This is a genomic window from Streptomyces achromogenes subsp. achromogenes (assembly GCF_000720835.1).
Taxonomy (GTDB): Bacteria; Actinomycetota; Actinomycetes; order Streptomycetales; family Streptomycetaceae; genus Streptomyces; species Streptomyces achromogenes.
On record NZ_JODT01000006.1, the window covers coordinates 164,245 to 190,488 of the forward strand.

Here is a 26,244-nt window from a genome sequence, read left to right on the forward strand (position 1 = left end):
GTGAGGTCCCGTCAGCGTCCGGCCGGTCCGGGGCCGCCGTGGGCTACAGGGTCCGGCGCATCGCCCGGTGCGGTATGCCCGCGTCCGGGAACTCCGGGCCGTACGCCGTGTAGCCCAGGCGTTCGTAGAAGCCCAGCGCCTGGGTCTGCGCGTGCAGGTCCACCGCCGTGAGGCCACGCGCGCGTGCCGCCTCCTCGATGGCGCGCACCAGGGCCGCGCCGACGCCGAGCCCGCGCGCCGCGCGCAGGACGGCGAGCCGGCCCAGCGAGCCGACGGAGACGTCCCCGCCGGTCCGGTCCGCCGCCGCCTCGCCGTACAGCAGCCGCCCGGTGCCCAGCGGCCGGCCGTCCTCGCCGACCGCCAGCACGTGCACGGCCACGGCGTCGTAGGCGTCGTACTCGATGTCCTCCGCGACGCCCTGCTCGGCCACGAAGACCTCCTTGCGGACCGCGAAGCAGGCCTCGCGGTCGGCGGGGTCCTCGGCGATCCGGACGGTGCTGCGCGGGCTCACGCCCATGTCTCCTCGCGAACCTGGTCGAGGGCCTTGCGGAGGTCTTCCGGGTAGTCGCTCTCGAACTCGACCCAGCGGCCGTCGCCGGGGTGCTCGAAGCCGAGGCGGACGGCGTGCAGCCACTGGCGGGTCAGGCCGAGCCGCTTGGCGAGGGTCGGGTCGGCGCCGTAGGTGAGGTCGCCGACGCACGGGTGGCGGTGGGCGGCCATGTGGACGCGGATCTGGTGGGTGCGGCCCGTCTCCAGCTTCACGTCCAGCAGGGAGGCGGCGCGGAAGGCCTCGATGAGGTCGTAGTGGGTCACCGACGGCTTGCCCTCGGCGGTGACCGCCCACTTGTAGTCGTGGTTCGGGTGGCGGCCGATGGGGGCGTCGATGGTGCCGCTCGTCGGGTCCGGATGGCCCTGCACCAGCGTGTGGTAGCGCTTGTCGACCGTGCGCTCCTTGAACTGGCGCTTGAGCGAGGTGTACGCGTACTCGGACTTGGCGACCACCATCAGGCCCGAGGTGCCCACGTCCAGGCGGTGCACGATGCCCTGGCGCTCGGCGGCGCCGGAGGTGGAGATGCGGTACCCGGCGGCGGCGAGACCGCCGATGACGGTCGGGCCGGACCAGCCCGGCGACGGGTGCGCGGCCACGCCGACCGGCTTGACGATCACCACCACGTCGTCGTCGTCGTGCACGATCTCCATGCCCTCGACCGGCTCCGCGACCACCTGGACCGGCGCGGGCGCCTGCGGCATCTCGACCTCCAGCCAGGCGCCGCCGCGCACCCGCTCGGACTTGCCGACCACCGCGCCGTCGACCTGGACCTTGCCGGCCGCGGCCAGCTCCGCCGCCTTCGTGCGGGAGAAGCCGAACATGCGGGAGATGGCGGCGTCGACGCGCTCGCCCTCCAGGCCGTCGGGCACGGGCAGGGTACGGATCTCGGGAATCGTGCTCACCCGTCGAGTATGCCGGACGGGCCGCGGGCCACCGAACGAGCCTGTGGACAACGCCCCGGATCCGGCCCCCGCCTCAGTCCTTGTGGACCGTGCCGTCCGGGTCCAGCCCGTAGAAGGACAGCACCACGATCAGGATGCCGCCGCACACGATCGCCGAGTCGGCGAGGTTGAACACCGCGAACCCCTTGGGCGCGATGAAGTCCACCACCGCGCCCTCGAAGACGCCGGGCGCCCGGAAGATCCGGTCGGTGAGGTTGCCGAGCGCGCCGCCGAGCAGCAGGCCGAGCGCGATCGCCCAGGGGAAGCTGTACAGCTTGCGGGCCAGCCGGATGATCACCACGATCACGATCGCGGCGATCAGCGAGAAGATCACCGTGAAGGCCGCGCCGAAGCTGAAGGCGGCGCCGGGGTTGCGGATGACGTGCAGTTCCAGCAGGTCCCCGACGACCCGGATCGGCGCGCGGCCCTCCAGCCGGGCGACGACGAGCATCTTGCTGATCAGGTCGAGGGCGTACGCGAAGGCGGCCACCGAGAACAGCACGGCGATCCGGCGTCCGCGGCCGGGCTTGTGCGCCGCCGAAGCCTGCCGCCCGGCCGCGCCGTCCGTGGCCGCCTCCCCGGACGCACCGGCGATCCCGGCGCCGGCGGCCGCGCCGGCCGCCGCCGTCTGCTGGTGATCGTCGTCCGGGGTGTCCGGCGTACCGATGATGCGCTCCGCCTCTGCCACGTGAGTCCCTCAGCCTAGGTACCTGACTGGGCACGAGACTACGGCACGGCAAGGCGCCCTCAGGAGCGGCGTTCCTGCTTCTGCTTGCACTCCACGCACAGCGTCGCCCTCGGGAACGCCTGCATCCGGGCCTTGCCGATGGGATTGCCGCAGTTCTCGCACAGACCGTAGGTGCCCGCGTCCAGCCGTTCCAGGGCGCGCTCGGTCTGGGTGAGCATCTCGCGCGCGTTGGCGGCCAGCGCCAGTTCGTGCTCGCGCGTGATGTTCTTGGTACCGGTGTCGGCCTGGTCGTCGCCGGCGCCGTCCCCGGAGTCCCGCATCAGGCCGGCCAGGGACGCCTCCGAGGAGCTGATCTCCGCCCGCAGCCGCTCCAGCTCGGACTGGAGCTCCGCGCGCGCCTCACCGGCCTCCTGCGGGGTCCAGGGGTCCTCGCCGGGGCGCACCGCCAGTTCGCCGGGCTCCGCCGCGCCCGCCCGCGCCTTGGGAACGGCGGTCTGTTCCGCCGTGGCCGTGCCAGGAGTCTTCTTCGCAACCACCGTCGTGGCTCCCGTCTGCTTGGCGGCCCGCGCCGCGCCCGCTTTCTTGGCCGTGCTCTCGTGCGCCGCCGCCTCCACCGCGGCCTTCCCCGCGGCGGCCTCCTCGGAAACGGCGGTCTTCCGGGCGGCTGTCTTCCCGGCGACGCTCTTCCCGGCCGCCGCCGCGACGACCGCCTTCTTCGTGGCCCCCTTCTTGGTCGCCGCGGACTTCTTCGCGGCCGCGTCCGCACCCGCTGTCTTCTTCCCCACCGCCTTCTTCCCAGCCGCCGCCTTCCTGCCGTTCGGCTTCTCCTTGCCGACCGGCACCTTCTTGCCGACCGGAGTCTTGGCGTCCGCCGCCTTCCTGCCGACGGCCGTCTTCCCGGTGACCGCCGTCCCCGTCCCGCCGGCCGGCTCCGTCGCGTCCTTCACGGCCGTGTTCGCAGCCGTCTTCGTGGCCGTCTTCGCAGCCGTCTTCGTGACGGCCGTCCGGTCCGGGGCGGTCCTGCCGGGGGCCGCCTTCCCGGCGGCAGACCGCGCGCCGGTCTTCCCGGTCGCCGGCTGCTGTACGGCGGTCTTCTTCGCCACCATGGCCGCGGCCCCTTCACATATTGTGATCTTGCTCGCGAATCGTGCTGGGACGATAAATCGACTTGAGTCCCGCGGCAACGGGGCACACCGCCCGATTCGCCCGCCCGCACCCCCCGAGCCACGGGCCTGCATCGGTTGTGCCCAGCTCCCCGCCGGGTAATCCGCCCGCCCCGGCCGGCCCGGACCGGCGCCGGCACCCCTCGCCATTCGGGTCACCCGGCCCGGAAACCGGCCGGCCGCCCCGGTCCTGGGGAAAACCGGTCCGCCGCTGTCCGCGCGGCGCCGTACACTGGGCGCAGCGAGAAGCGTGGATGGGGACGAGTAGCGGCGTACGCAGCCCAGAGCGACCCGGGGACGGTGTGAGCCCGGGGGTGAGCGCGACGTGAAGATCACCCCGGAGCCGCCGGAAGAAAGCCGCAGCCGCAGGGCCACGGCGAGTAGAACCGGCTTCGCGAGCCCAATGAGGGGGCTCACCGGCGCGTACGGCGTGCCGGGGGCCAAGGAGGGTGGTACCGCGGGAGCGCGCCGCACACGGCGTCCACAGGATCGAAGGCTCTCGTCCCTCCGACGGAAGGCAGCAAGTCCGTTGGAGGATGCTCGCAGATGACAGCGCCGACGTACCGCCAGGTGCCCGCACAGGTCGACCTGCCCGCTCTTGAGCACGCAGTGCTCGACTTCTGGCGCGAGCAGAAGATCTTCGCCAAGAGCCTGGAGCAGTCCGAGGGCCGCCCGGAGTGGGTGTTCTTCGAGGGCCCGCCCACCGCCAACGGCATGCCCGGTGCCCACCACATCGAGGCGCGCGTCTTCAAGGACGTCTTCCCCCGCTTCCGCACCATGCGCGGCTACCACGTGGCCCGCAAGGCCGGCTGGGACTGCCACGGCCTGCCCGTCGAGCTGGCCGTCGAGAAGGAGCTGGGCTTCTCCGGCAAGCAGGACATCGAGGCGTACGGCATCGCCGAGTTCAACGCCAAGTGCCGCGAGTCCGTGACCCGGCACACCGACGCGTTCGGCGAGCTGACCACCCGCATGGGCTACTGGGTCGACCTGGACGACGCCTACCGCACGATGGACCCCGAGTACGTGGAGTCCGTGTGGTGGTCGCTGAAGCGGATCTTCGGCAAGGGCCTGCTGGTCCAGGACCACCGCGTCGCCCCCTGGTGCCCTCGCTGCGGCACCGGCCTGTCCGACCACGAGCTGGCGCAGGGCTACGAGACGATCGTCGACCCGTCCGTGTACGTACGGTTCCCGCTCACCTCCGGTCCGCTCGCCGGCCAGGCCTCGCTCCTGGTGTGGACGACGACCCCCTGGACGCTGGTGTCCAACACCGCGGTCGCCGCGCACCCGGAGGTCACCTACGTCGTCGCGACCGACGGCGAGGAGAAGCTCGTCGTCGCCGAGCCGCTGCTCGCCAAGGCGCTCGGCGAGGGCTGGGAGAGCACGGGCCAGACCTTCACCGGCGCCGAGATGGAGCGCTGGACGTACCAGCGCCCCTTCGAGCTGGTGGAGTTCCCGGAGCCGGCGCACTTCGTGGTGAACGCCGACTACGTCACCACCGAGGACGGCACGGGTCTGGTCCACCAGTCCCCGGCCTTCGGTGAGGACGACCTCCGCACCTGCCGCGCCTACGGCCTGCCGCTGGTGAACCCCATCCGGCAGGACGGCACCTTCGCCGAGGACGTCCCGCTGGTCGGCGGCGTCTTCTTCAAGAAGGCGGACGAAAAGCTCACCGAGGACCTCTCGCAGCGCGGCCTCCTCTTCAAGCACCTGCCGTACGAACACAGCTACCCGCACTGCTGGCGCTGCCACACCGCGCTGCTCTACTACGCGCAGCCCTCCTGGTACATCCGCACGACGGCGATCAAGGACCGGCTCGTCCAGGAGAACGAGAAGACCAACTGGTTCCCGGAGACGGTCAAGCACGGCCGCTACGGCGACTGGCTGAACAACAACATCGACTGGGCGCTGTCCCGCAACCGCTACTGGGGCACCCCGCTGCCGATCTGGCGCTGCGCGGACGACCACCTCACCTGCGTCGGCTCCCGCGCCGAGCTGACCGAGCTGACCGGCACCGACCAGTCCGGCCTCGACCCGCACCGCCCGTACATCGACGAGGTCACCTTCACCTGCCCGCACGAGGGCTGCTCCCTCGAAGCGGTGCGCGTGCCCGAGGTGATCGACGCCTGGTACGACTCCGGTTCGATGCCGTTCGCGCAGTGGGGCTACCCGTACAAGAACAAGGAGCTGTTCGAGAGCCGGTACCCGGCCCAGTTCATCTCCGAGGCCATCGACCAGACCCGCGGCTGGTTCTACACCATGATGGCCGTCGGCACGCTCGTCTTCGACCAGTCCTCGTACGAGAACGTGGTCTGCCTCGGCCACATCCTGGCCGAGGACGGCCGCAAGATGTCCAAGCACCTGGGCAACATCCTCCAGCCGATCCCGCTGATGGACCAGCACGGCGCCGACGCGGTGCGCTGGTTCATGGCGGCCGGCGGCTCCCCGTGGGCCGCCCGCCGGGTCGGCCACAACACCATCCAGGAGGTCGTCCGCAAGACGCTGCTGACCTACTGGAACACGGTCGCCTTCCAGGCGCTGTACGCCCGCACGTCGGGTTGGGCGCCGTCCGCGGCGGACCCGGCGCCGGCCGAGCGCCCGGTGCTGGACCGCTGGCTGCTGTCCGAACTGCACGCGCTGACCGACCAGGTGACCCAGGCGCTGGAGTCCTACGACACCCAGCGCGCCGGCAAGCTGCTGTCCGCGTTCGTCGACGACCTGTCCAACTGGTACGTCCGCCGTTCCCGCCGCCGCTTCTGGCAGGGCGACAAGGCCGCGCTGCGCACGCTGCACGAGGTGCTGGAGACGGTCACCAGGCTGATGGCACCGATGACCCCGTTCATCACCGAGCGGGTGTGGCAGGACCTGGTCGTCCCGGTCACCCCGGGCGCGCCGGAGTCCGTGCACCTGGCCACCTGGCCGGAGGCCGACCTGTCGGCGATCGACCCGCAGCTGTCCCAGCAGATGGTGCTCGTCCGCCGACTGGTGGAGCTGGGCCGCGCCACCCGCGCGGAGTCGGGCGTCAAGACCCGTCAGCCGCTGTCCCGGGCGCTGATCGCGGCCACCGGGTTCGAGTCCCTGGACCCGGAGCTGCACACGCAGATCACCGAGGAGCTGAACGTCTCCTCCCTGGCGTCGCTGTCCGAGGTCGGCGGCAGCCTGGTCGACACGACCGCCAAGGCCAACTTCCGGGCGCTGGGCAAGCGGTTCGGCAAGCGGGTGCAGGACGTGGCGAAGGCCGTCGCGGGCGCCGACGCCGCCGCGCTGTCCCTCGCGCTGCGGCAGGGCACGGCGTCCGTGGAGGTCGACGGTGAGACCATTACCCTCGCCCCGGACGAGGTGATCATCACGGAGACCCCGCGCGAGGGCTGGTCGGTGGCCTCCGACTCCGGTGCCACGGTGGCGCTGGACCTGGAGATCACCGAGGAGCTGCGGCAGGCGGGCCTGGCCCGGGACGCGATCCGGCTGATCCAGGAGGCCCGCAAGAACAGCGGCCTGGACGTCGCCGACCGGATCGCGCTGCGCTGGACCTCCACGGACCCGGCGGTCGTCGCGGCCCTTGCCGAGCACGCCGGTCTGATCGCCGACGAGGTCCTCGCGACCGACTTCGCCCAGGGCGAGGCCGACGGCGGCTACGGCGAGCCGTTCACCGACGAGGGTCTGTCGCTGACGTTCCGCCTGCGCAAGGCGTAACCGCCGGACAGCCTCAAGGCCCGGTCCCCCTTGGGGGCCGGGCCTTCGGTGTCACTCGAGAACGACTTGGGTGCGCCGGGGCGGGCCGGATTCGAACCGGCGTCCTCCTAGATGCCATCGAGGCGCGACGACCATCTGCGCTACGCACCCCGGCGCACGCGCAAGGCTACCCGAAAACGATCATCGCGGCTCCCCCGGCTCGGGGAAGCCCGGCCGGTGCGGCGCGTGCGCCGTGCGCCGGTCGCCTGCTGCCGTACGCCCGCGTGCACCGAGCGGCACCGCGCTCCCGGAAGGCTCCCACGCGCCCCGCGCACGGGAGCCCGGCCCGGCGCCGACGGCGTACCCGGATCGCGGCGCGCGCGAGACGCAACGGGAAAAGGGCGCGGCCCCGGATCGTGAACCCGGGGCCGCGCCCTGACTGCTGCCGACGCTCAAGGCGTCCTACGCACCGTGTCCGGTGCTCAGTTGTCGTCCTCGTCGATCAGGAACCCGCGCATCGGCGAGGGAGCCTGGCCCATCGGGGACGGGCCCTGCGGACGGACCGGGGCCATGGGCTGCGTCATGGCCGGGGTCATCTGCTGCTGGCCGCCGTAGGACGGACCGGACGGGGCCTGCGAACCGCCCATCGACTGGTTGCCGCCGTAGGACGGGGCACCGGCGCCGGCCGGAGCCATGGAGGGCGACGGGGACGGCGGCAGCGAGGCGGCGGCCGGGGTGCGCGGCGGGGCCAGCGAGTCGTCGGCCTGGGTCTCCAGCTGACGCAGCTGCGACTCCAGGTACGACTTCAGCCGCGTGCGGTACTCGCGCTCGAAGCCGCGCAGGTCCTCGACCTTGCGCTCCAGCGTGGCGCGCGCGGACTCCAGGGAGCCCATGGCCACGCGGTGCTTCTCCTGCGCGTCCCGCTCCAGGGCGTCGGCCTTGGCACGGGCGTCACGCTCCAGACCCTCGGCGCGGCTGCGGGCCTCGCCGACGATCTTGTTGGCCTCGGAACGGGCCTCGGCGATCGCCTGGTCGGCGGTCTGCTGGGCCAGCGAGAGGACACGGGCGGCGCTGTCGCCGCCAGGGCCCTGACCGGGGCCGCCCATCGGACCGCCCATGGGGCCACCCATGGGACCGCCCATCGGGCCGCCCATCTGCTGCTGCATGGGCGGCTGACCGCCCATCGGGCCCTGGCCCATCGGACCCTGGCCCATCGGGCCGGGACCCTGCGGGCCGCCCTGACCGCCGGGGCCGGCGGGCAGCTGCGGGGCACCGCTCGGCAGCTGGGGCGGACCACCCATGGGGCCGCCCATCTGCTGCTGCGGCGGGCCCGATATCCCGGCGGGCACCGGCTGGCCGGGACCTCGCATGCCCTGCTGCTGGGGGTGTTGCTGCTGCGGGTGTTGCTGCTGCTGGTCCTGCTCCGGAGGCTTGCGCGCGTTCTGCTGGTTCTGCGCGGCGGCACGCGTCGCGGCGGCCAGCTTGGCGCGCAGGTCCTCGTTCTCCCGCAGCAGACGGGTCAGTTCGGCTTCGACCTCGTCGAGGAAGGCATCGACCTCGTCCTCGTCATAGCCTTCTCGGAGGCGGACGGTCGTGAACTGCTTGTTCCGCACGTCCTCGGGGGTCAACGGCATCTCTTCACCTCAACGTAGTCATCGGCAGTCGGCAAGACCGGATCGTCCACCCTCATCTCACGAAACCCTGCACGATGGAGATGAGAATGTAGACGATGATCATCAGTACGAAGAAGGACAGGTCGAGCGCCACGCCCCCGAGACGCAGCGGCGGGATGAACCGCCGCAGAAGCTTCAGCGGTGGATCGGTGACAGTGTAGGTGGCCTCCAGAACGACCACCATCGCCTTGCCGGGTTGCCACGAGCGGGCGAACTGGAAGACGTAGTCCATGACCAGCCGGAAGATGAGGATGACGAGGAACACCATCAGCGCGATGTAGATCACCTGCGCGAACACGCTCATGGCCTGCGGTTCCCTCTCCCCTGTCCATGCTCTTCCGTGCTTCGGTCCTGCGTTGCGTCTCAGCTCTGGTTGAAGAACCCGCCCTCTGCGATGCGGGCCTTGTCCTCCGCCGTGACATCGACGTTAGCAGGAGACAACAGGAACACCTTCTGCGTCACCCGTTCGATGCTGCCGTGAAGACCAAACACCAAACCGGCCGCAAAGTCGACAAGTCGCTTCGCGTCTGTGTCGTCCATCTCAGTCAGATTCATGATCACCGGGGTGCCCTCACGGAAGTGTTCCCCGATGGTACGGGCTTCGTTGTAGGTCCGCGGGTGAAGCGTGGTGATTCGGTAAGGCTCTCGTTCCGACACAACCTTGGGCATGATCACCGGCGCGTTCTTCTCCAGGGACTGACGTTCTTGTGTGATGGATGCCACGGGCGCGATGCGCGCCGGACGTCCGGATTCCGCGGCGAGCGAAGTCGAGCGGGCAACCGGTTCGCGGGGCGCGGGCGGCTGCACGATCCGTACCTCTTCGTCCCTTTGGGGCGAATGCGCACCATGCGGCTGATGTGACGGTTCGTGCCGCCGGTGGTCCCGCTCGGGCTCCGGGTCCAGCTCCGGCTCGAAGTCGTCGTCGGGGTCGAATCCACGGCCGTCGTACCCATCGTCCTCCACGAGGCCGAGGTAGACCGCCATCTTGCGCATCGCGCCGGCCATGCTCTGAGTCCTCCGCTCTGTGGTGGATCGGCTGACGACTGCCAAGTGCCCGCGATCCACGTGGTCGTTGTGCCCAACTTCACGGGCATTGACCATATTTTCTGCTGTGGTCCGACTTCTTGGCGACGTTACCCGAGCCTGGGTCGGACTCCGAGTACCGCGGTGCCAATGCGCACATGTGTCGCCCCGGCGGCCACGGCCTGTTCGAGGTCCGCGCTCATCCCTGCCGACACCATGGTCGCAGCCGGATGAGCCCGGCGCAGGTCGGTCGACAAATCCATGAGCCGCTCGAACGCCGCCTGTTCGCGTCCCGCGTACTCCCCGGTGAGCGGGGCGACGGTCATCAGTCCGTCGAGCCGCAGCCCGGGCGCGTCGGCGACGAGATCGGCCAACTCTTCGATTCCGCCGGGGGCCACGCCACCGCGCTCGCCCCGGCCGCTCGCCCCGGCGTCGAGCGCGACCTGGAGCAGACAGCCCACCTCGCGCTGCGCCCGGACCGCCTCCTTCGACAGCGCGGTGACGAGCCGCGCGCGGTCGACCGACTGCACGACATCGGCGTAACCGACCACGGAGCGCACCTTGTTGGTCTGCAACTGACCGACAAAGTGCCACTTCAGGGACAGATCCGCACAGGCGGCGGCCTTCGGGGCCGCCTCCTGGTCGCGGTTCTCGGCGACATGGCGCACGCCGAGCTCCGACAGGATCCGCACATCGCTCGCCGGGTGGGTCTTGGTGACCACGATCAGGGTCACCTCCTCCCGCGCGCGCCCCGCCGCCGCACACGCGGCGGTGAGGCGCTCCTCCACCTTCGCCAGATTCGCGGCGAGTTCGGTCTTACGGTCCGTCATGCCCTATCAGTCCAGCCAGACATAGCCGGCGAGCCGCCCGGTGGTGCGGTCGCGGCGGTACGAGAAGTGATCCTGTGACTCCAGCGTGCACACCGGCGTTCGCGCCCGGTCGCACACCCCGAGCCGGTCGAGCTGCGCGTGCACCCCGGCGCTCACGTCGACCGCCGGCGTGCCCCAGCCGGTCTCGGCGTGCGCCGCCGGCTCGACGGCGGCCACCTCGGCGCGCATCGCCTCCGGCACCTCGTAGCACCGGCCGCACACGGCCGGTCCGGTGCGAGCGACGATCCGGCCCGGCTCGGCGCCGAGTTCGGCCATGGCCCGTACGGCGGCGGGGACGACGCCCTTGACCATGCCGGGCCGGCCCGCGTGGGCCGCGGCGACGACCTTGGCGACGGGATCGGCCAGCAGCACCGGCACGCAGTCGGCGGTCAGGACGGCCAGGGCCAGTCCGCGCCGGGCGGTGACGACCGCGTCGGCCTCCGGCACCGGGCCCTCGCCCCACGGCTCGTCGACCACGGCGACGTCGGCGCCGTGCACCTGGTTCATCCACACCACCAGGTCCGGGTCTAGGCCGAGCGACTTCGCCGCCAGTTCGCGGTTGGCGCGCACGGCCTCGGGTGCGTCGCCGACCGCGCCGCCGAGGTTCAGCTCCTCATACGGAGCGGCGCTCACCCCGCCCCACCGGTCGGTGAAGGCGAAGTGCGCGCCGCTCACGCTCTCGCGCTGTCCTATCACTTGAGGAAGTCCGGGACGTCCAGCTCCTCGGCCGCGCTGTCCGAGTAGGTCCGGGGCGCCGGAGGCACCGGCGGGGCGACCGGGATGTCCGGCACCGGCTCGGGCTCGGGCTCCGGCTCCTCCTTGGGCTTGACGCTGCCCAGCGAGCCGAAGGACGGGCGGCTGGGCTCGCTCGGCCGGGCCGGGGCGGGCTCCTCGCGGCGGGCGGGGGCCGAACCGGAGGCCGAGCCGAGGACGTTGTCGCGGCGGGCCGGCGGCTGGCCGCCGTCGAAGCCGGCCGCGATCACGGTGACCCGCACCTCGTCGCCGAGGGCGTCGTCGATGACCGCGCCGAAGATGATGTTGGCCTCGGGGTGGGCGGCCTCGCTGACGAGCTGGGCGGCCTCGTTGATCTCGAACAGGCCGAGGTCGGAGCCGCCGGAGATGGAGAGCAGGACGCCCCGGGCGCCGTCGATGGACGCCTCCAGCAGCGGCGAGGAGATCGCCATCTCGGCCGCGGCCACCGCGCGGTCGTCGCCGCGGGCCGAGCCGATGCCCATGAGGGCCGAACCGGCCTCGGACATGACCGACTTCACGTCGGCGAAGTCCAGGTTGATCAGGCCGGGGGTGGTGATGAGGTCGGTGATGCCCTGAACACCGGAGAGCAGGACCTGGTCCGCGGACTTGAAGGCGTCCAGGACCGAGACCTGGCGGTCCGAGATGGACAGCAGCCGGTCGTTCGGGATGACGATGAGGGTGTCGACCTCTTCGCGCAGTTCGGCGATGCCGTCCTCGGCCTGGTTCGCGCGGCGCCGTCCCTCGAAGGTGAACGGGCGCGTGACCACGCCGATGGTCAGGGCGCCGAGCGAGCGCGCGATGTTGGCCACGACGGGCGCCCCGCCGGTGCCGGTGCCGCCGCCTTCACCGGCCGTCACGAAGACCATGTCGGCCCCCTTGAGGACCTCCTCGATCTCCTCGCGGTGGTCCTCGGCGGCCTTGCGGCCGACGGCCGGGTTGGCTCCGGCGCCGAGTCCGCGGGTGAGTTCGCGGCCGACGTCGAGCTTGACGTCGGCGTCGCTCATCAACAGCGCCTGTGCGTCGGTGTTGATGGCGATGAACTCGACGCCCTTGAGACCGACCTCGATCATCCGGTTGATGGCATTGACACCACCGCCGCCGACACCGATGACCTTGATGACTGCGAGGTAGTTCTGCGGTGCTGCCACGTCGAAGGCCTCTCGCCTCGAATTACGTTGTCGCCGCCGGGCGGTGCCCCGCGCCGGGACGACGGATGCCGAATGGGACGGTCCGTAGCGCCGACCCGAACCCTAACCTTGAAGTTTAGGGTTACCAGTGTGTCTGTTCCCTGGAGTCTTCCGAACAGGACACTAAGTCGACAAGTGGCGCCCGTTCAACGAACACGCCGAACCTCCCGTTTTTCTTTTCACCCTATGTGATCAGCCGTAGCGGTGCCCAACCAGGGGGTTGGCCTGCGCTGATGTGCGTCAACTCACCGATGACGCAGGGGCGGTGGGAACGGTGACGTCGAAGTGCCGTGCGCCCGGGGATGCTTTCATGAGAGCCGTGAGGGCCCGTGCCTTGGCACGGCCCTGCTCGTCGCTGCCCCACACCACCGTGCGGCCGTCGCCCAACTCGACCGAGATGGCGTCGTAGGAGCGCACCTGGACGGTCCGGGCGGCGCGCGCCACGGGGGCGGGCAGGTCGCCGGCGACCCGGACGGCCGCGCGCACCAGCCGGCCGGTGCCGAAGCGCCGCAGGCTCGCGGCTCCGGACCCCTTGCCGGAGGTGGACAATTCCAGGCTCGGAACGCCTTTCGGAGCCTGCGAAACCGTAGCGAAACGGACACCTTCGTCATCGACTTCGATGAAGTTCCCGCCTTTTCGGATCAGCAGGACCGGAGTGCGTTCGCTCACGTTCAGGGCGATGCCCCGGGGCCAGGAACGCACCACGTCCACGGTGTCGATGCGGGGCAGTTTCCGGCGGAGCCGGGCCTCGATGGCCTCCGTGCCGACGGACGCCATCGGCGCCCCGACGGGGACGTCCGCCGCCTCGCGGACCTCCTCGGGGGTCAGCACGAGCGTGCCCGACACCGAGACGTGCCGCACCCGCAGCCACTGCGAGCCGTACAACACCCAGGCGCCACCGGCCCCAAGGAGGACGACGGCCACGGCCAGGATGACGATCGTACGAAGACGCCGTCCGGCGCCGCGGGCGGGCGGCGGACCGGACGACCCCTGCTGGCGTTCCCCGCGCTCGGCGGTTGTCGGTCCGGCCACCGTCACTGCCCTTTCGTCATACGGTCCTAACGGCGCGAGGCGATCGCCTCGTACACCATGCCGACGAGCAGCTCGTCGGCGTCCCGGCGGCCGAACTCGCTTGCCGAGCGGGACATCTCGTACAGCCGGTGCGGATCGGCCAGCACGGGCAGCACGTTCTGCTGCACCCACTCCGGCGTCAGTTCCGCGTCGTCGACCAGGAGTCCGCCGCCGGCCTTGACCACCGGCTGGGCGTTCAGCCGCTGTTCGCCGTTGCCGATGGGCAGCGGGACGTACGCGGCCGGCAGGCCCACGGCGGAGAGCTCGGCGACGGTCATCGCGCCCGCGCGGCAGAGCATCATGTCGGCCGCGGCGTACGCGAGGTCCATCCGGTCCAGGTAACTTACCGGGATGTAGGGCGGCATTCCCGGCATCTGCTGCACCTGCGGCAGTTCGTTCTTCGGGCCGACCGCGTGCAGGATCTGGATGCCGGCCTGCTGGAGCCAGGGGGCGACCCGCTGCGTCACCTCGTTCAGCCGCCGGGCGCCCTGGGAGCCGCCGGAGACGAGCAGCGTGGGCAGGTTCGGGTCGAGGCCGAAGCGGTGGCGGGCCTCGGGGCGGACGGCGGCGCGGTCCAGCGTGGCGATGGAGCGGCGCAGCGGGATGCCGATGTAGCGGGCGTCACGCAGCTTGCTGTCCGGGGTGGAGACGGCGACCCGGGCCGCGTAGCGCGAGCCGATCTTGTTGGCCAGGCCGGGGCGGGCGTTGGCCTCGTGGATCACGATGGGCACCCCGAGGCGCTTGGCGGCCAGATAGCCGGGCAGCGCGACATAGCCGCCGAAGCCGACCACGACGTCCGCCTTGGTGCGCTCCAGGATCTGCTCCGCGGCCTTGATCGTGCCGCGCAGCCGGCCCGGGACGGTGATCAGCTCGGGGGTGGGCTTGCGGGGCAGCGGCACCGCGGGGATCAGCGCCAGTTCATAGCCGCGCTCCGGGACGAGCCGGGTCTCCAGGCCGCGCTCCGTGCCCAGGGCCGTGATTCCCACGGTCGGGTCCTGCCTGCGCAGGGCGTCCGCGAGGGCGAGCGCGGGCTCGATGTGGCCGGCGGTCCCCCCACCGGCGAGTACGACATGCACCGAAATTCACCGCTCTCCGGACGAACGCGCCGCCGAGGCACGCCGTCGCATCGTGTTCCATCTCCGAGGCCCCCGCTCGGCACCGGAGCCTCCCGCCCGCTTTCTACCAAAGCGGGGTTGCCGCATCGCAAGCGCTGCCCGCGCAGCGGGCTCGTCGCGCGCGAAGGCGATCAGCAGCCCGATGGCGAACATGGTCGGCAGCAGGGCGGACCCTCCGTAGGAGAACAGCGGGAGCGGGACACCGGCGATCGGCAGCAGGCCGAGCACCGCACCGATGTTGATCACCGCCTGGGCGGTGATCCAGGTGGTCACGCCTCCCGCGGCGTACCTCACGAAGGGGTCCTCCGTGCGTCCGGCCACGCGGATACCCGCATAGCCTAGAGCCGCGAACAGGGCGAGCACCGACAGCGTCCCCGCCAGGCCCAGTTCCTCACCGGTGACGGCGAAGATGAAGTCGGTGTGGGCTTCGGGGAGTTGGCCCCATTTTTCCACACTCGCACCGAGTCCGGAGCCGAAGAACCCCCCGGAGGCGAGCGCGTAGATCCCGTGCACGGCCTGCCAGCAGTCGGCGACCCCGCTCTTGGGCTCGGTGGCGCCGATGCAGGCGAGCCGGGCCATCCGGTTGTCGCTGGTCTTGATCAGGAGCACCCCGATCAGGCCGGCCACCGACAGTACCCCGGCGAACAGCCGGGTCGGGGCGCCCGCGAGCCACAGCAGGCCGAAGAGGATCGCCGTGAGAATGATCGCGGTGCCCATGTCGCCGCCCAGCATGATCAGTCCGAGCAGCAGGAAGGTGACCGGGACCAGCGGCACCAGCATGTGCTTCCACTGGGCCAGCAGCCTTCTCTCCTGCTTGCGGGCGATCAGGTCGGCGCCCCACAGCACCAGGGCGAGCTTGCCGAACTCGCTGGGCTGGATCTGGAAGGAGCCGCCGAGGGAGATCCAGTTCTGGTTGCCGTTGACCGACATCCCTATCCCCGGCACCTGCACCAGGGCCATCAGGAAGACGGCGGCGGCGAGGATCGGGTAGGCCAGCGCCCGGTGCAGTTTCACCGGCATGCGGGAGGCGGCGAACAGCAGTGCCCCGCCGATGAGCGCGGCGAGGAACTGCTTGCGGAAGAAGTACGACCCGGGCAGCGACAGTTGGAGCGCGGTGATCTGGGAGGCCGAGTAGACCATCACCAGGCCCAGCACGGTGATCAGCACGCTGCCACCGAGGATCAGGTAGTAGGCGGTCAGCGGCCGGTCCCAGGCCTTGCGCGCGCGGGTGTAGAGCCGCTGTACGGGGTTCTCGTGCGGGGTGCGGGGGACGGCCGGACGGCGCGACGCCCGCTGTACGGGCGGCCGGCCGGTGCGGCTACCGGGCATCGGTGCCTCCGCTGAACGTCGACCGTCCCACGCGTCCCTCCCAAGATCCGCCCGGCAGGCGGCCGGGTTCAGGCGCCGAGTTCGCGGACCGCCGCCGCGAACGCGTCGCCGCGCTGGTTGTAGTTGGTGAACATGTCCATGGAGGCGCAGGCCGGGGCCAGCAGCACCGTGTCGCCGGGCCGGGCCAGCCGCTTGGCCTCCGCCACCGCCTGGAGCATCGCCCCAGTGTCGGTCCGGTCGAGGTCGACCACGGGTACTTCCGGGGCGTGTCGCGCGAGGGCGTCGCGGATCAGGGCCCGATCGGCACCGATCAGCACCGCGCCCCGGAGCCGCTTCGCCGACGTGGCGACCAGTTCGTCGAAGGTGGCGCCCTTCGCCAGTCCGCCCGCAATCCATACGATCGACTCATATGCCGCCAACGAGGCTTCCGCGGCATGGGTGTTGGTGGCCTTGGAGTCGTCCACGTACGCGACCCCGTCGAGGTCGGCGACGTGCGCGATGCGGTGGGCGTCCGGGCGGAAGGCCCGCAGACCGTCGCGTACGGCGCCGGCGGGCACCCCGAAGGCGCGGGCGAGGGCCGCCGCCGCGAGGGCGTTGGCGATGTTGTGCGGGGCCGGCGGGTGGACGTCGGAGACCTCGGCCAGCTCCTGCGCGTTCTTCTGCCGGTTCTCGACGAAGGCGCGGTCGACCAGGATGCCGTCCACGACGCCGAGTTGGGACGGCCCGGGGGCGCCGAGGGTGAACCCGATCGCCCGGCAGCCCTCCTCGACGTCGGCCTCGCGCACCAGGTCCTCGGTGGCCGGGTCGGCGACGTTGTAGACGCAGGCGACCTTGTTGCCCTCGTAGATACGGCCCTTGTCGCGCGCGTACGCCTCCATGGAGCCGTGCCAGTCCAGGTGGTCCGGCGCGAGGTTGAGGACGGCGGCCGAGTGGGCGCGCAGCGAGGGCGCCCAGTGCAGCTGGTAGCTGGAGAGCTCCACGGCGAGCACGTCGTACTCCTCCTCGCCGAGGACCGCGTCCAGCAGGGAGACGCCGATGTTGCCGACGGCGGCCGTGCGCAGGCCCGCCGCCTTCAGGATGGAGGCGAGCATCTGCACGGTGGTGGTCTTGCCGTTGGTGCCCGTGACGGCCAGCCAGGGGGCCGCGTCCGGGCCGCGCAGCCGCCAGGCCAGCTCCACGTCGCCCCAGACCGGCACACCGGCCTGCTCGGCGGCGCGGAACAGCGGCTTGCCGGGCTGCCAGCCGGGCGCGGTGACGACCAGCTCGGTGCCCTCCGGCAGGGTGGAGCCGTCACCGAGGCGCACGGTGATGCCGAGCGCCTCCAGTTCCGCCGCCTGTTCCCGCGCGCGTGCGTCGTCGCCGTCGTTGACGACCGTGACGACCGCGCCGCGCGCGTGCAGCGCCTTGGCCGCCGGGACGCCGGAGACGCCGAGGCCGGCGACGGTGACGTGCTTGCCCTGGAAGTCGAAGAGCCCCGAGGTGGAGGTCACTTGTCCGCTGCCCATCCCGCGTAGAAGAGGCCCAGTCCGACGATCACACAGATGCCTTGGATGATCCAGAAGCGGACCACCACCAGGACCTCGGACCAGCCCTTGAGTTCGAAGTGGTGCTGGAGTGGCGCCATCCGGAAGACGCGCTTGCCGGTGAGCCGGAAGGAGCCGACCTGGATGACGACCGACATGGTGATGAGGACGAACAGGCCGCCCATGATGGCCACCAGCAGCTCCGTGCGGGAGAGGATGGCCAGGCCGGTGAGGACACCGCCGAGGGCGAGCGAGCCGGTGTCGCCCATGAAGATCTTCGCCGGCGAGGTGTTCCACCACAGGAAGCCGAGGCAGGCGCCCATCAGCGCCGAGGCGACCACCGCGAGGTCGAGCGGGTCGCGCACCTCGTAGCAGGCGCCGGGGTTGGTCAGGGTCTGCGCGTTGGCGCAGGACTCCTGGAACTGCCAGACGCCGATGAAGGTGTAGGCGCCGAAGACGAGCACGGAGGCGCCGGTGGCCAGACCGTCCAGACCGTCGGTGAGGTTCACGCCGTTCGACATCGCGAGGATCATGAACAGCGCCCAGACGACGAACAGCACCGGGCCGATCGACCAGCCGAAGTCGGTGATGAACGACAGCTTCGTGGAGGCCGGGGTGTTGCCGCGGGAGTCGGAGAACTGGAGCGACAGCACGGCGAAGGCGATGCCCACGATCAGCTGGCCGGCCATCTTCGCCTTGGCCCGCAGACCCAGCGAACGCCGCTTGACGATCTTGATGTAGTCGTCGAGGAAGCCGACCAGGCCCATGCCGAACATCAGGCCGAGGACCAGCAGACCGGAGTAGGTCGGCGCGTAGCCGGTGATGAGCTTGCTCAGGAAGTACGCGGCGATGGTCGCCAGGATGAAGGCGATACCGCCCATGGTCGGCGTACCGCGCTTGCTGGCGTGCTCGCGCGGGCCGTCGTCACGGATGTACTGGCCGTAGCCCTTGCGGGCCAGCAGCTTGATCAGCAGCGGGGTGCCGACCAGCGTCAGGAAGAGGCCAATGACTCCCGAGAACAGGATCTGCTTCATCATCGGGCGGCGACCTCACCCTCGGCACCGGCCTCGGTGAGCGCCTGGGCGACGCTCTCCAGCCCCACCGACCGGGACGCCTTCACGAGCACGACGTCCCCCGGGCGCAACTCGCTGCGCAACAGGTCGACCGCCGCCTGTGCGTCGGACACGTGCACCGACTCCTCACCCCACGAACCCTCGTTATATGCGCCCAATTGCAGCCAGGAGGCCTCAATCCCCCCGACGGCGACGAGCTTGCTGACGTTGAGCCGGACGGCGAGCCGTCCGACGGCGTCGTGCTCGGCGAGCGCCTCGTCCCCCAGCTCGGCCATCTTGCCGAGCACCGCCCACGTGCGCCGCCCCTTGCCCATGGCCGCGAGCGCCCTGAGGGCGGCCCGCATGGACTCGGGGTTGGCGTTGTAGGCGTCGTTGACGATGGTCACGCCGTCCGGGCGCTCGGTGACCTCCATGCGCCACCGGGAGAGGGAGCCCGCCTCGGAGAGCGCGAGGGCGATCTCTTCCGCGGACATGCCCAGCTCATGGGCGACGGCGGCCGCGGCGAGCGCGTTCGACACGTGGTGCTCACCGTACAGGCGCATCGTCACATCGCTTGCACCGGAGGGTGTGTGAAGCCTGAACGCGGGCTGTCCGCTGTCCGTGAGTCGTACGTTCTCGGCGCGTACGTCCGCTTCGGCCGACTCTCCGAAAAGGACCACCTTCGCCTGGGTACGGGAGGCCATGGCCTTCACCAGCGGGTCGTCGGCGTTGAGGATCGCCACGCCGCCCTCGCTCGCCGGGGGCAGCGCCTCCACCAGCTCGCCCTTGGCCTGGGCGATCTGCTCGCGCCCGCCGAACTCGCCGATGTGCGCGGAGCCGACGTTGAGCACCAGGCCGATCCTCGGCGGGGTGAGACCGGTGAGGTAGCGGATGTGCCCGATGCCGCGGGCGCCCATCTCCAGCACGAGGAACCTGGTCTCCTCGGTGGCGGTCAGGGCGGTCAGCGGCAGCCCGATCTCGTTGTTGAGCGAGCCGGGCGTGAACACCGTCGGCGCCTTGCGCCCGAGGACCTGGGCGATCAGGTCCTTGGTGCTGGTCTTGCCGGCCGAGCCGGTCAGCGCCACGAGGGTCGTGCCGAGCCGGCCCACGACGTGCCGGGCGAGGGCGCCGAGGGCGGTCTGGACGTCGTCCACCACGATGGCGGGGACGCCGACCGGCCGGGCGGCCAGCACGGCGACCGCGCCGGCCTCGACGACCTGCCGGGCGTAGTCGTGGCCGTCCACGCGCTCGCCGACGAAGGCGGCGAACAGGCTGCCGGGCACCACCTCCCGGGAGTCCCGGACGACCGGTCCCGTGACCTGCACGGACGGATCCGGTATGTCGTGCGTCTGCCCGCCGACGACTGCTGCGATCTCGGCGAGGGAGAGGGCGATCACAAGTTCATCCCTGGGTCTTCTGGATAGCTTCGCGAAGCACCTGGCGGTCGTCGAAGGGACGGATCACGCCGGCGATGTCCTGGCCCTGCTCGTGACCCTTGCCCGCGACCAGCACCGTGTCGCCGGCCTGGGCACGGCCCACGGCGGCGGCGACGGCGGCGGCCCGGTCCTCGAAGAGGAGCACCTCGCCGCGCTCGTGCGCGGGCACCGAGGCGGCGCCCTGGAGCATGGTCGCGAGGATCGCGAGGGGGTCCTCGGAACGGGGGTTGTCGGAGGTCAGTACGGCCGTGTCGGCGAGCCGGGCGGCGGCGGCGCCCATCGGGGCGCGCTTGGTGCGGTCGCGGTCGCCGCCGCAGCCGAGGACGACGTGCAGCCGGCCCTTGGTGACCTTGCGCAGCGCCCTGAGCACCGACTCGACCGCGTCCGTCTTGTGGGCGTAGTCGACGACCGCGAGGTAGGGCTGCCCGGCGTCGACGCGCTCCAGGCGGCCCGGCACGCCCGGTACGGCGGCGATGCCGTCGGCGGCGGCCTGCGGGTCGAGGCCGGCGGCGGCGAGGGCGACGATGGCGGCGAGGGTGTTCGCCACGTTGAAGGGACCGGCGATCGGCGACCTGGCGTGCACCCGCTCGCCGTCCGGGCCGAGCACGGTGAACGTCGAGTCCATCGGGCCGATCTGGACGTCCTGGGCGCGCCAGTCGGCGTCGGGGTGGCCCTCGGCGGAGTAGGTGACGACCGGGACGGTCGCCTCCTTGGCGAGCCGGCGGCCGTACTCGTCGTCGGCGTTGACCACGCCGAGCCTGCTGCGCTCGGGGGTGAACAGCTGCGCCTTGGCCCGGAAGTAGTCCTCCATGTCGGAGTGGAACTCCATGTGTTCCGGGCTGAGGTTGGTGAAGACGGCGATGTCGAAGACGCAGCCGTCGACCCGGCCGAGGACCAGGGCGTGGCTGGAGACCTCCATGGCGACCGCCTCGACGCCGCGTTCGCGCATGACCGCGAACAGGGCCTGGAGGTCGGTGGCCTCGGGGGTGGTGCGCTCGGACTTGATCCGCTCGTCGCCGATGCGCGTCTCGACGGTGCCGACCAGCCCGGTGGCGCGGGCGGTCCGCAGGCCGCCCTCCACCAGGTAGGCGGTGGTGGTCTTGCCGGAGGTGCCGGTGATGCCGATCTGGAGCAGATCGCGGCCGGGGTGGCCGTAGATCCGGGCCGCCAGCTCGCCCATCCGGCCGCGCGGGTCGTCCACGACCAGGACGGGCAGGCCCGTGGCGGCGGCGCGCTCGGCGCCGTCGGCGTCGGTGAGCACGGCGGCCGCGCCGAGGCCGGCGGCCTGGGTGACGAAGTCGGCGCCGTGCAGCCGGGCGCCCGGCAGGGCGGCGTACAGGTCGCCGGGGCGGACGGCGCGCGAGTCGTGGGTGATGCCCGTGACCTCGGCGGCGGCGTCGGGAGCGGCGGTACCCAGCTGATCGGCCAGTTCCGCGAGGGGGGTGGCGGAGACCTGAACCGGTCGCGGCGGTCCCGGGTATGTCACGGAAGCGCCTTTCTGGGTGGTTTGGGACTGATCAGCGTGTGGCACGGCGGTGAGCGTACCGGGCGTACCGGCTCCGGAGCTAAGTGAGGGGCTGTGGGGCCCTTGGTTCCCGGGATCGGGGGTGATCGTTGTCACGGGTTCGTTCCTGGTGTTTCCGTGCTGACCAGTGGGGGTGCTGATCAGGGCTTGTACTCGACGGGCAGGCTGGCGGGCTTCGCGCCGGTGGGGGGCACCTGGAGGGTCTTGAGGGCGAACTCCATCACCTGCTTGTAGATGGGACCGCAGATCTGGCCGCCGAAATAGCTGCCGGAGGTGGCGTTCTGGATGGCGCAGTAGACGGTGATCCTGGGGTTGTCGGCGGGGGCGAAACCGGCGAACGAGGAGGTGTAGCCGCGGTAGCGGCCGGTGGCCGGATCCACTCGGTTGGCCGTGCCGGTCTTGCCCGCCACCCGGTACCCGGGGATGCGGGCCTTGATGCCGGTGCCCTGCTCGTCGTCGACCACGGACTCCAGCATCCGGGCGAGGTCCTTGGCGGTCTTGGCGCTGACCACCCGCGTCTTCTTGGGCTGCGGGGCCGGGGTGAACCGTCCGTCGGCGCCCTTGGTGCCGCGCACCAGGGTGGGCTCGACGCGGACGCCGCCGTTGGCGATCGTCGAGTACACGGAGGCGGCCTGCATGGCGTTGATGGAGAAACCCTGGCCGAAAGGGATCGTGTACTGCTGCGAGGTGGACCACTTCTGCGGCGGCGCGAGGATGCCGGGGGTCTCGCCCGGGAAGCCGAGCCCGGTGTAGCCGCCGATGCCGAACTTGCGCAGGTAGGAGTAGAGGACCTTGTTGGCCTCGGACTGGCTCTTGGCGAGTTCGCCGGTGGCCAGGATGGTGCCGATGTTGCTGGACTTGGCGAGCACGCCGTTGAGCGTGAGGTACCAGGTGCGGTGGTCGATGTCGTCCTGGAAGAGCCGGTCGCCGCGGTGCAGCCGGTTGGGTACGACGACGTGGGTGAGCGGGGTGGCCACGTTCCGCTCCAGCACGGCCGCCATCGCCATCACCTTGGCGGTGGAGCCGGGCTCGTAGGCGTCCTGGAGGGCGGCGTTGCCCATGGCGTCGCCGTCGGCCTTCGACAGGTCGTTGGGGTCGAAGCCGGGCGAGTTGGCCATGGCCAGGATCTGGCCGGTGCGGGTGTCCTGGACGATGACGTAACCGCGGTCCGCCCTGGACTTCGCCACCTGTTCGGTGATGGCGTTCTGCGCGGCCCACTGGATGTCCCGGTCGATGGTCAGCTCGACGTCGGCGCCGGGCACGGCGGGCGTCTGCGTCGACCCGACCGTGGGCACCTCGCGGCCGCCGGCCTGGGCGTAGCGGACCTTGCCGTCCTTGCCGGTGAGCTGCTTGTCTAGCTGCTGCTCGATGCCGCCGCCGCCCTTGCCGTCGGCGTTGACCCAGCCCAGTATCCCGGCGGCCAGGTCGCCGTTGGGGTACACGCGCTGGCTGCTGGGGTCCGCGAAGACGCCGGCCAGCACGTTGACGGTGGTGCGGTCGGTGCCGGACTTGTGGGCGAGCGCGGCCTTCAGGTCCTTGATCTGCTTCCAGACCTGCGGGGTCTGCCGGGTGGCGAGACGGGTGTAGCGGGAGTTCTTGTTCGCGGGCCGCAGCTTCTTGACGAGGGTGGCCTCGTCCTGGCCGAGGATCGGGGCGAGCAGCGCGGCGGCCCGCTCCGGCCCGTCGGTGATCTTCAGCTGCTTGACGCCGAACATGGTCGGGTCGGCCGTGATGTCGTAGGCGTCCTCGCTGACGGCGAGGGCGACGCCGTTGCGGTCGGTGATCCCGCCGCGCTCGGCGGCCAGGGTGTGCACCACGTACCGGTTCTGCTCGGCCCGCGCCGCGTAGGCGCTCGCGTCGACGGCCTGCACCTGGAGCAGCCGGACGACGAAGACGAGCAGCACCAGCGTCAGGGCGAGGCCGACCAGGCGCAGCCGGGGCCGGGGGCTGCCGAGCCGGAGCGGGGCGGGCGGCATGGGCCGGGCCCCGCCGGGCCGGCGCGCGGGCCGCGCCCCGGGCCCGGGCTGCCGCCGGACGGCCCCCCTGGGCCGCGGCGGCTTGGCGGGCCCGGGCACACGGCGGCGCGGCGGTTGCCTGTCGGACACTTCCGTCACCTGCCGGGGGTCGGGATCGGGGTGGACACGGACGGGGGGACGGCGGCCGGGGCCGCGGGGCCGGCCGGCGGGGCGGTGGGGGCCGTCGTGGGGGCCGGGGCGGTGGCCGGGGGGCCGGGCGGGAGCAGGGCGCCGGGGGCGGTGCCCGGGCCGGAGAGAGTCGCGGTGCCGGGGGCGGTCGCGGTGCCGGGCGCGGCGGCCTGGCCGGGGACGGTCGCGGTGCCGGGGGCGGAGAGGGCCGCCGGTGCGGGGGCGGCGCTGGGGACGCCCTTGACGGTGCCGTCGGGGCCGAGGAAGGCGGGGTCGCCGCCGGGGACCATGCCGAGTTCGCGGGCGCGCCGCTGGAGCGCGTCGGGGGCCGAGTAGGCGTCGATGTCCCGCTGGAGGGCCTGCTCCTCGTCGGTGAGCGTCTTCGTCCGCTTCCGCAGGTCGGCGAGTTCGAACGAGCCTTCGCTGAGGGCGGAGTTCAGCACCAGCAGCCCGATGAGGCCGCCGCCGAGCAGCACGACGACGAGGAGCACGAACGGGGTGCGGGCCGCCTGGGCGCGGCCGGCCGGGAAGAGCCGGGCCAGCCGCGCGGCCCTCCCCTTCAGCTCGGGTTTCCTGCTCACCGCTCCCCCGGTACGAGGTTGCCGCTCCCCCGGTGCGCGAAGGAGAACCTCCGACCCGTCTCGCTCACTCCACGTCCTCCCTGATCCGCTCGGCACCCCGCAGCCTGGCCGGCGCCGCCCGGCGGTTCTCGGCGATCTCCTCCTCGGTGGGAAGTTCGGCACCACGGGTGAGCAGCTTGAGCCGCGGCTGGTACCGCTCGGGCACGACCGGCAGCCCGGGCGGCGCGGTGGAGGCCGCCCCGGCCGCGAACACGTGCTTGACGAGGCGGTCTTCGAGCGAGTGGTACGACAGCACGGCGATGCGCCCGCCGACGTCCAGGGCCTTCACGGCCGCCGGGATCGCCCGCTCCAGCACGGACAGCTCGCCGTTGACCTCGATGCGCAGCGCCTGGAAGGTGCGCTTGGCGGGGTTGCCGCCGGTGCGCTTGGCGGCCTGCGGCAGGGCGTCCCGGATGAGTTCCACGAGCCGCGCGCTGGTGCTGAACGGCTCCTTCTCCCGCTCCCGCACGATCGCGGCGACGATCCGCTTGGCCTGCTTCTCCTCGCCGTACGCGCGCAGGATGCGCACGAGTTCGCCCGCCGGGTAGGTGTTGAGGACCTCGGCGGCGCTGATGCCGGTCGTCTGGTCCATGCGCATGTCCAGCGGCGCGTCCTGCGCGTAGGCGAAGCCACGGCCGGCCTCGTCGAGCTGCATGGAGGAGACCCCGAGGTCGAACAGCACGCCCCGCACGCGCGGGATGCCGAGCCGGCCGAGGACGTCGGGCAGCTCGTCGTACACGGCGTGCACCAGGGTCGCGCGCTCGCCGAAGGGCGCCAGCCGCTCGCCGGACAGCCGCAGCGCCTCCTTGTCCCGGTCCAGGCCGATCAGCCGCGCGCCGGGGAACCGGGTCAGCAGCGCCTCGCTGTGCCCGCCGAGGCCGAGGGTGCAGTCGACGACCACGGCTCCGGGGCACTCCAGGGCGGGCGCCAGCAGGTCCAGGCACCGCTGGAGCATCACCGGGACGTGTCGACTCTGGCTCAAGGGGGCCTCTCAGTTCCGGCGGGCCGTACGCACCGTCGGTCCCCCGAGCCGTACGTACGCGCCGCGCGCGCGGGGAGACGGGTCCGGGCGGTGCCGGGGTCTCCGGGGGTCTCACCAGCGGGGAGAGACTCGTCTCCCGCTTTCGCGTCACTTTAGTCCACGCGGTCCCCGGGTCAATCAACCGGCCTGCGCGTCGCGCACGGCGGCCCCGCGGGAACCCGGACCGGCGCCGGTCCACCCGTTCGGGGCGGTTCCCCCGCTCTGTGGGTTCGCTCACAACAAGCCACGATGGCGTTCTTTGTCCCCTCTCACAGCAGGCCGGAACGGTACGTGACCAGTAACGTCGGGGTATGACGACTTCCGCAACAGCGCACACTGGGTCCGAAGGCGCCATAAAGCTCGGCGACAATGTGACCGACCGCCTCCTGGCGGCCAACCGGCACTACGCCGAGGCATTCAAGGATCCGGGCATGGACGCCCGCCCCGTTCTGCACGTCGCCGTGGTCGCCTGCATGGACGCCCGGCTCGACCTGCACGAGGCCCTGGGCCTGGAGCTCGGCGACTGTCACACCATCCGCAACGCGGGCGGTGTGGTCACCGACGACGTGATCCGGTCGCTGACCATCAGCCAGCGCAAGCTCGGCACCCGCAGCGTCGTCCTGATCCACCACACCAACTGCGGCCTGGAGTCCCTGACCGAGGACTTCCGTTCCGAGCTGGAGATGGAGGTCGGGCAGCGGCCGGCCTGGGCGGTGGAGTCCTTCCGGGACGTGGACCAGGACGTGCGCCAGTCCATGCAGCGGGTGCGCACCTCGCCCTTCCTGCTGCACACCGACGACGTCCGGGGCTTCGTCTTCGACGTGCGCACCGGTCTGCTGCGCGAGGTCGACCCGGCCTGACCCGGAACGGACCGGCCGGCCCCGGAACGTAC

The 26,244-nt window shown here is 71.7% G+C and carries 22 protein-coding genes; 2 read left to right on the forward strand and 20 right to left on the reverse strand.

Annotation, left to right across the window (positions count from 1 at the left end; genetic code table 11):
- Nucleotides 1-43: 43 nt before the first annotated feature.
- From IH25_RS0108325 to IH25_RS0108340, 4 genes are all read right to left on the reverse strand, one after another.
- On the reverse strand, nt 44-511 hold the full coding sequence (locus IH25_RS0108325) for a GNAT family N-acetyltransferase (RefSeq protein ID WP_245172730.1): 468 nt from the start codon (nt 509-511) through the stop codon (nt 44-46).
- On the reverse strand, nt 508-1,452 hold the full coding sequence (locus IH25_RS0108330; RefSeq protein WP_030605463.1) for an RluA family pseudouridine synthase: 945 nt from the start codon (nt 1,450-1,452) through the stop codon (nt 508-510). The genes IH25_RS0108325 and IH25_RS0108330 overlap by 4 nt, the downstream gene beginning before the upstream one ends.
- 73 nt (nt 1,453-1,525) lie before the next feature.
- Entirely contained in the window at nt 1,526-2,179 is a 654-nt protein-coding gene (gene lspA, locus IH25_RS0108335; RefSeq protein WP_030605465.1) for a signal peptidase II, read from the reverse strand.
- A 59-nt stretch (nt 2,180-2,238) separates the two neighbouring features.
- Nucleotides 2,239-3,285 (reverse strand): TraR/DksA family transcriptional regulator, encoded by a 1,047-nt coding sequence (locus IH25_RS0108340; RefSeq protein WP_030605468.1) that lies wholly within the window; start codon nt 3,283-3,285, stop codon nt 2,239-2,241.
- A 603-nt stretch (nt 3,286-3,888) separates the two neighbouring features.
- On the opposite strand from IH25_RS0108340, the gene ileS reads away from it, so the two are divergent.
- Nucleotides 3,889-7,032, forward strand: a complete 3,144-nt coding sequence (gene ileS / locus IH25_RS0108345; protein ID WP_030605470.1) for an isoleucine--tRNA ligase — start codon at nt 3,889-3,891, stop codon at nt 7,030-7,032.
- A 461-nt stretch (nt 7,033-7,493) separates the two neighbouring features.
- Here the strand turns inward: ileS and IH25_RS0108355 are convergent, their stop codons facing one another.
- The 16 genes from IH25_RS0108355 to rsmH form a co-directional block, all read right to left on the reverse strand.
- Nucleotides 7,494-8,645 carry a DivIVA domain-containing protein gene (locus IH25_RS0108355; RefSeq protein ID WP_030605473.1) on the reverse strand — a complete coding sequence of 384 codons (1,152 nt, stop codon included), beginning with the start codon at nt 8,643-8,645 and terminating at the stop codon, nt 7,494-7,496.
- A gap of 52 nt (nt 8,646-8,697) precedes the next feature.
- Nucleotides 8,698-8,988: a YggT family protein gene (locus IH25_RS0108360; RefSeq protein WP_030605475.1), complete on the reverse strand. Its 291-nt coding sequence runs from the start codon at nt 8,986-8,988 to the stop codon at nt 8,698-8,700.
- 59 nt (nt 8,989-9,047) lie between these two features.
- Nucleotides 9,048-9,689 (reverse strand): cell division protein SepF, encoded by a 642-nt coding sequence (locus tag IH25_RS0108365; protein WP_030605477.1) that lies wholly within the window; start codon nt 9,687-9,689, stop codon nt 9,048-9,050.
- 128 nt (nt 9,690-9,817) lie between these two features.
- Nucleotides 9,818-10,537, reverse strand: a complete 720-nt coding sequence (locus IH25_RS0108370) for a YggS family pyridoxal phosphate-dependent enzyme (RefSeq protein ID WP_030605479.1) — start codon at nt 10,535-10,537, stop codon at nt 9,818-9,820.
- 6 nt (nt 10,538-10,543) lie between these two features.
- Complete coding sequence (pgeF, locus tag IH25_RS0108375) at nt 10,544-11,272, reverse strand: peptidoglycan editing factor PgeF (RefSeq protein ID WP_030605482.1); 729 nt, start codon at nt 11,270-11,272, stop codon at nt 10,544-10,546.
- Entirely contained in the window at nt 11,269-12,477 is a 1,209-nt protein-coding gene (ftsZ, locus tag IH25_RS0108380) for a cell division protein FtsZ (RefSeq protein ID WP_030605485.1), read from the reverse strand. The genes pgeF and ftsZ overlap by 4 nt, the downstream gene beginning before the upstream one ends.
- A 279-nt stretch (nt 12,478-12,756) precedes the next feature.
- Nucleotides 12,757-13,548, reverse strand: coding sequence for a cell division protein FtsQ/DivIB (locus tag IH25_RS0108385; RefSeq protein WP_030605486.1), 792 nt, complete (start codon nt 13,546-13,548; stop codon nt 12,757-12,759).
- 26 nt (nt 13,549-13,574) lie between these two features.
- Nucleotides 13,575-14,663, reverse strand: coding sequence for an undecaprenyldiphospho-muramoylpentapeptide beta-N-acetylglucosaminyltransferase (murG, locus tag IH25_RS0108390; RefSeq protein ID WP_030605489.1), 1,089 nt, complete (start codon nt 14,661-14,663; stop codon nt 13,575-13,577).
- 6 nt (nt 14,664-14,669) lie between these two features.
- Nucleotides 14,670-16,031 carry a putative lipid II flippase FtsW gene (gene ftsW / locus IH25_RS0108395; RefSeq protein WP_030605491.1) on the reverse strand — a complete coding sequence of 454 codons (1,362 nt, stop codon included), beginning with the start codon at nt 16,029-16,031 and terminating at the stop codon, nt 14,670-14,672.
- Between the two features lie 68 nt (nt 16,032-16,099).
- On the reverse strand, nt 16,100-17,536 hold the full coding sequence (gene murD, locus IH25_RS0108400; RefSeq protein WP_030605494.1) for a UDP-N-acetylmuramoyl-L-alanine--D-glutamate ligase: 1,437 nt from the start codon (nt 17,534-17,536) through the stop codon (nt 16,100-16,102).
- Nucleotides 17,518-18,588, reverse strand: coding sequence for a phospho-N-acetylmuramoyl-pentapeptide-transferase (gene mraY / locus IH25_RS0108405; RefSeq protein WP_030605496.1), 1,071 nt, complete (start codon nt 18,586-18,588; stop codon nt 17,518-17,520). Before mraY ends, murD begins: the two co-directional genes overlap by 19 nt.
- Nucleotides 18,588-20,003, reverse strand: coding sequence for a UDP-N-acetylmuramoyl-tripeptide--D-alanyl-D-alanine ligase (locus IH25_RS0108410; protein WP_030605499.1), 1,416 nt, complete (start codon nt 20,001-20,003; stop codon nt 18,588-18,590). The genes mraY and IH25_RS0108410 overlap by 1 nt, the downstream gene beginning before the upstream one ends.
- 4 nt (nt 20,004-20,007) lie before the next feature.
- Nucleotides 20,008-21,528 carry a UDP-N-acetylmuramoyl-L-alanyl-D-glutamate--2,6-diaminopimelate ligase gene (locus tag IH25_RS0108415; RefSeq protein WP_030605503.1) on the reverse strand — a complete coding sequence of 507 codons (1,521 nt, stop codon included), beginning with the start codon at nt 21,526-21,528 and terminating at the stop codon, nt 20,008-20,010.
- Nucleotides 21,529-21,707: 179 nt separating this feature from the next.
- Nucleotides 21,708-23,672, reverse strand: a complete 1,965-nt coding sequence (locus IH25_RS0108420; RefSeq protein ID WP_030605504.1) for a peptidoglycan D,D-transpeptidase FtsI family protein — start codon at nt 23,670-23,672, stop codon at nt 21,708-21,710.
- A gap of 5 nt (nt 23,673-23,677) precedes the next feature.
- Nucleotides 23,678-24,292 (reverse strand): membrane protein, encoded by a 615-nt coding sequence (locus IH25_RS0108425; RefSeq protein WP_030605507.1) that lies wholly within the window; start codon nt 24,290-24,292, stop codon nt 23,678-23,680.
- 64 nt (nt 24,293-24,356) lie between these two features.
- The gene (gene rsmH, locus IH25_RS0108430; protein WP_078844179.1) at nt 24,357-25,313 is read right to left on the reverse strand and encodes a 16S rRNA (cytosine(1402)-N(4))-methyltransferase RsmH; all 957 of its coding nucleotides are present in this window, start codon (nt 25,311-25,313) and stop codon (nt 24,357-24,359) included.
- Nucleotides 25,314-25,663: 350 nt separating this feature from the next.
- On the opposite strand from rsmH, the gene IH25_RS0108435 reads away from it, so the two are divergent.
- A complete protein-coding gene (locus IH25_RS0108435; protein WP_030605512.1) occupies nt 25,664-26,212 on the forward strand; it encodes a beta-class carbonic anhydrase in 549 nt (182 codons plus the stop codon).
- The last annotated feature ends 32 nt before the right edge of the window (nt 26,213-26,244 follow it).

Coding starts and splice junctions, on each gene's coding strand:
- IH25_RS0108340 (WP_030605468.1), bottom strand. CDS start 3,285: ATGGTGGCGAAGAAGACCGCCGTACAGCAGCCGGCGACCGGGAAGACC.
- ileS (WP_030605470.1), top strand. CDS start 3,889: ATGACAGCGCCGACGTACCGCCAGGTGCCCGCACAGGTCGACCTGCCC.
- IH25_RS0108355 (WP_030605473.1), bottom strand. CDS start 8,645: ATGCCGTTGACCCCCGAGGACGTGCGGAACAAGCAGTTCACGACCGTC.
- IH25_RS0108360 (WP_030605475.1), bottom strand. CDS start 8,988: ATGAGCGTGTTCGCGCAGGTGATCTACATCGCGCTGATGGTGTTCCTC.
- IH25_RS0108365 (WP_030605477.1), bottom strand. CDS start 9,689: ATGGCCGGCGCGATGCGCAAGATGGCGGTCTACCTCGGCCTCGTGGAG.
- IH25_RS0108370 (WP_030605479.1), bottom strand. CDS start 10,537: ATGACGGACCGTAAGACCGAACTCGCCGCGAATCTGGCGAAGGTGGAG.
- ftsW (WP_030605491.1), bottom strand. CDS start 16,031: ATGCCCGGTAGCCGCACCGGCCGGCCGCCCGTACAGCGGGCGTCGCGC.
- murD (WP_030605494.1), bottom strand. CDS start 17,536: ATGGGCAGCGGACAAGTGACCTCCACCTCGGGGCTCTTCGACTTCCAG.
- mraY (WP_030605496.1), bottom strand. CDS start 18,588: ATGAAGCAGATCCTGTTCTCGGGAGTCATTGGCCTCTTCCTGACGCTG.
- IH25_RS0108435 (WP_030605512.1), top strand. CDS start 25,664: ATGACGACTTCCGCAACAGCGCACACTGGGTCCGAAGGCGCCATAAAG.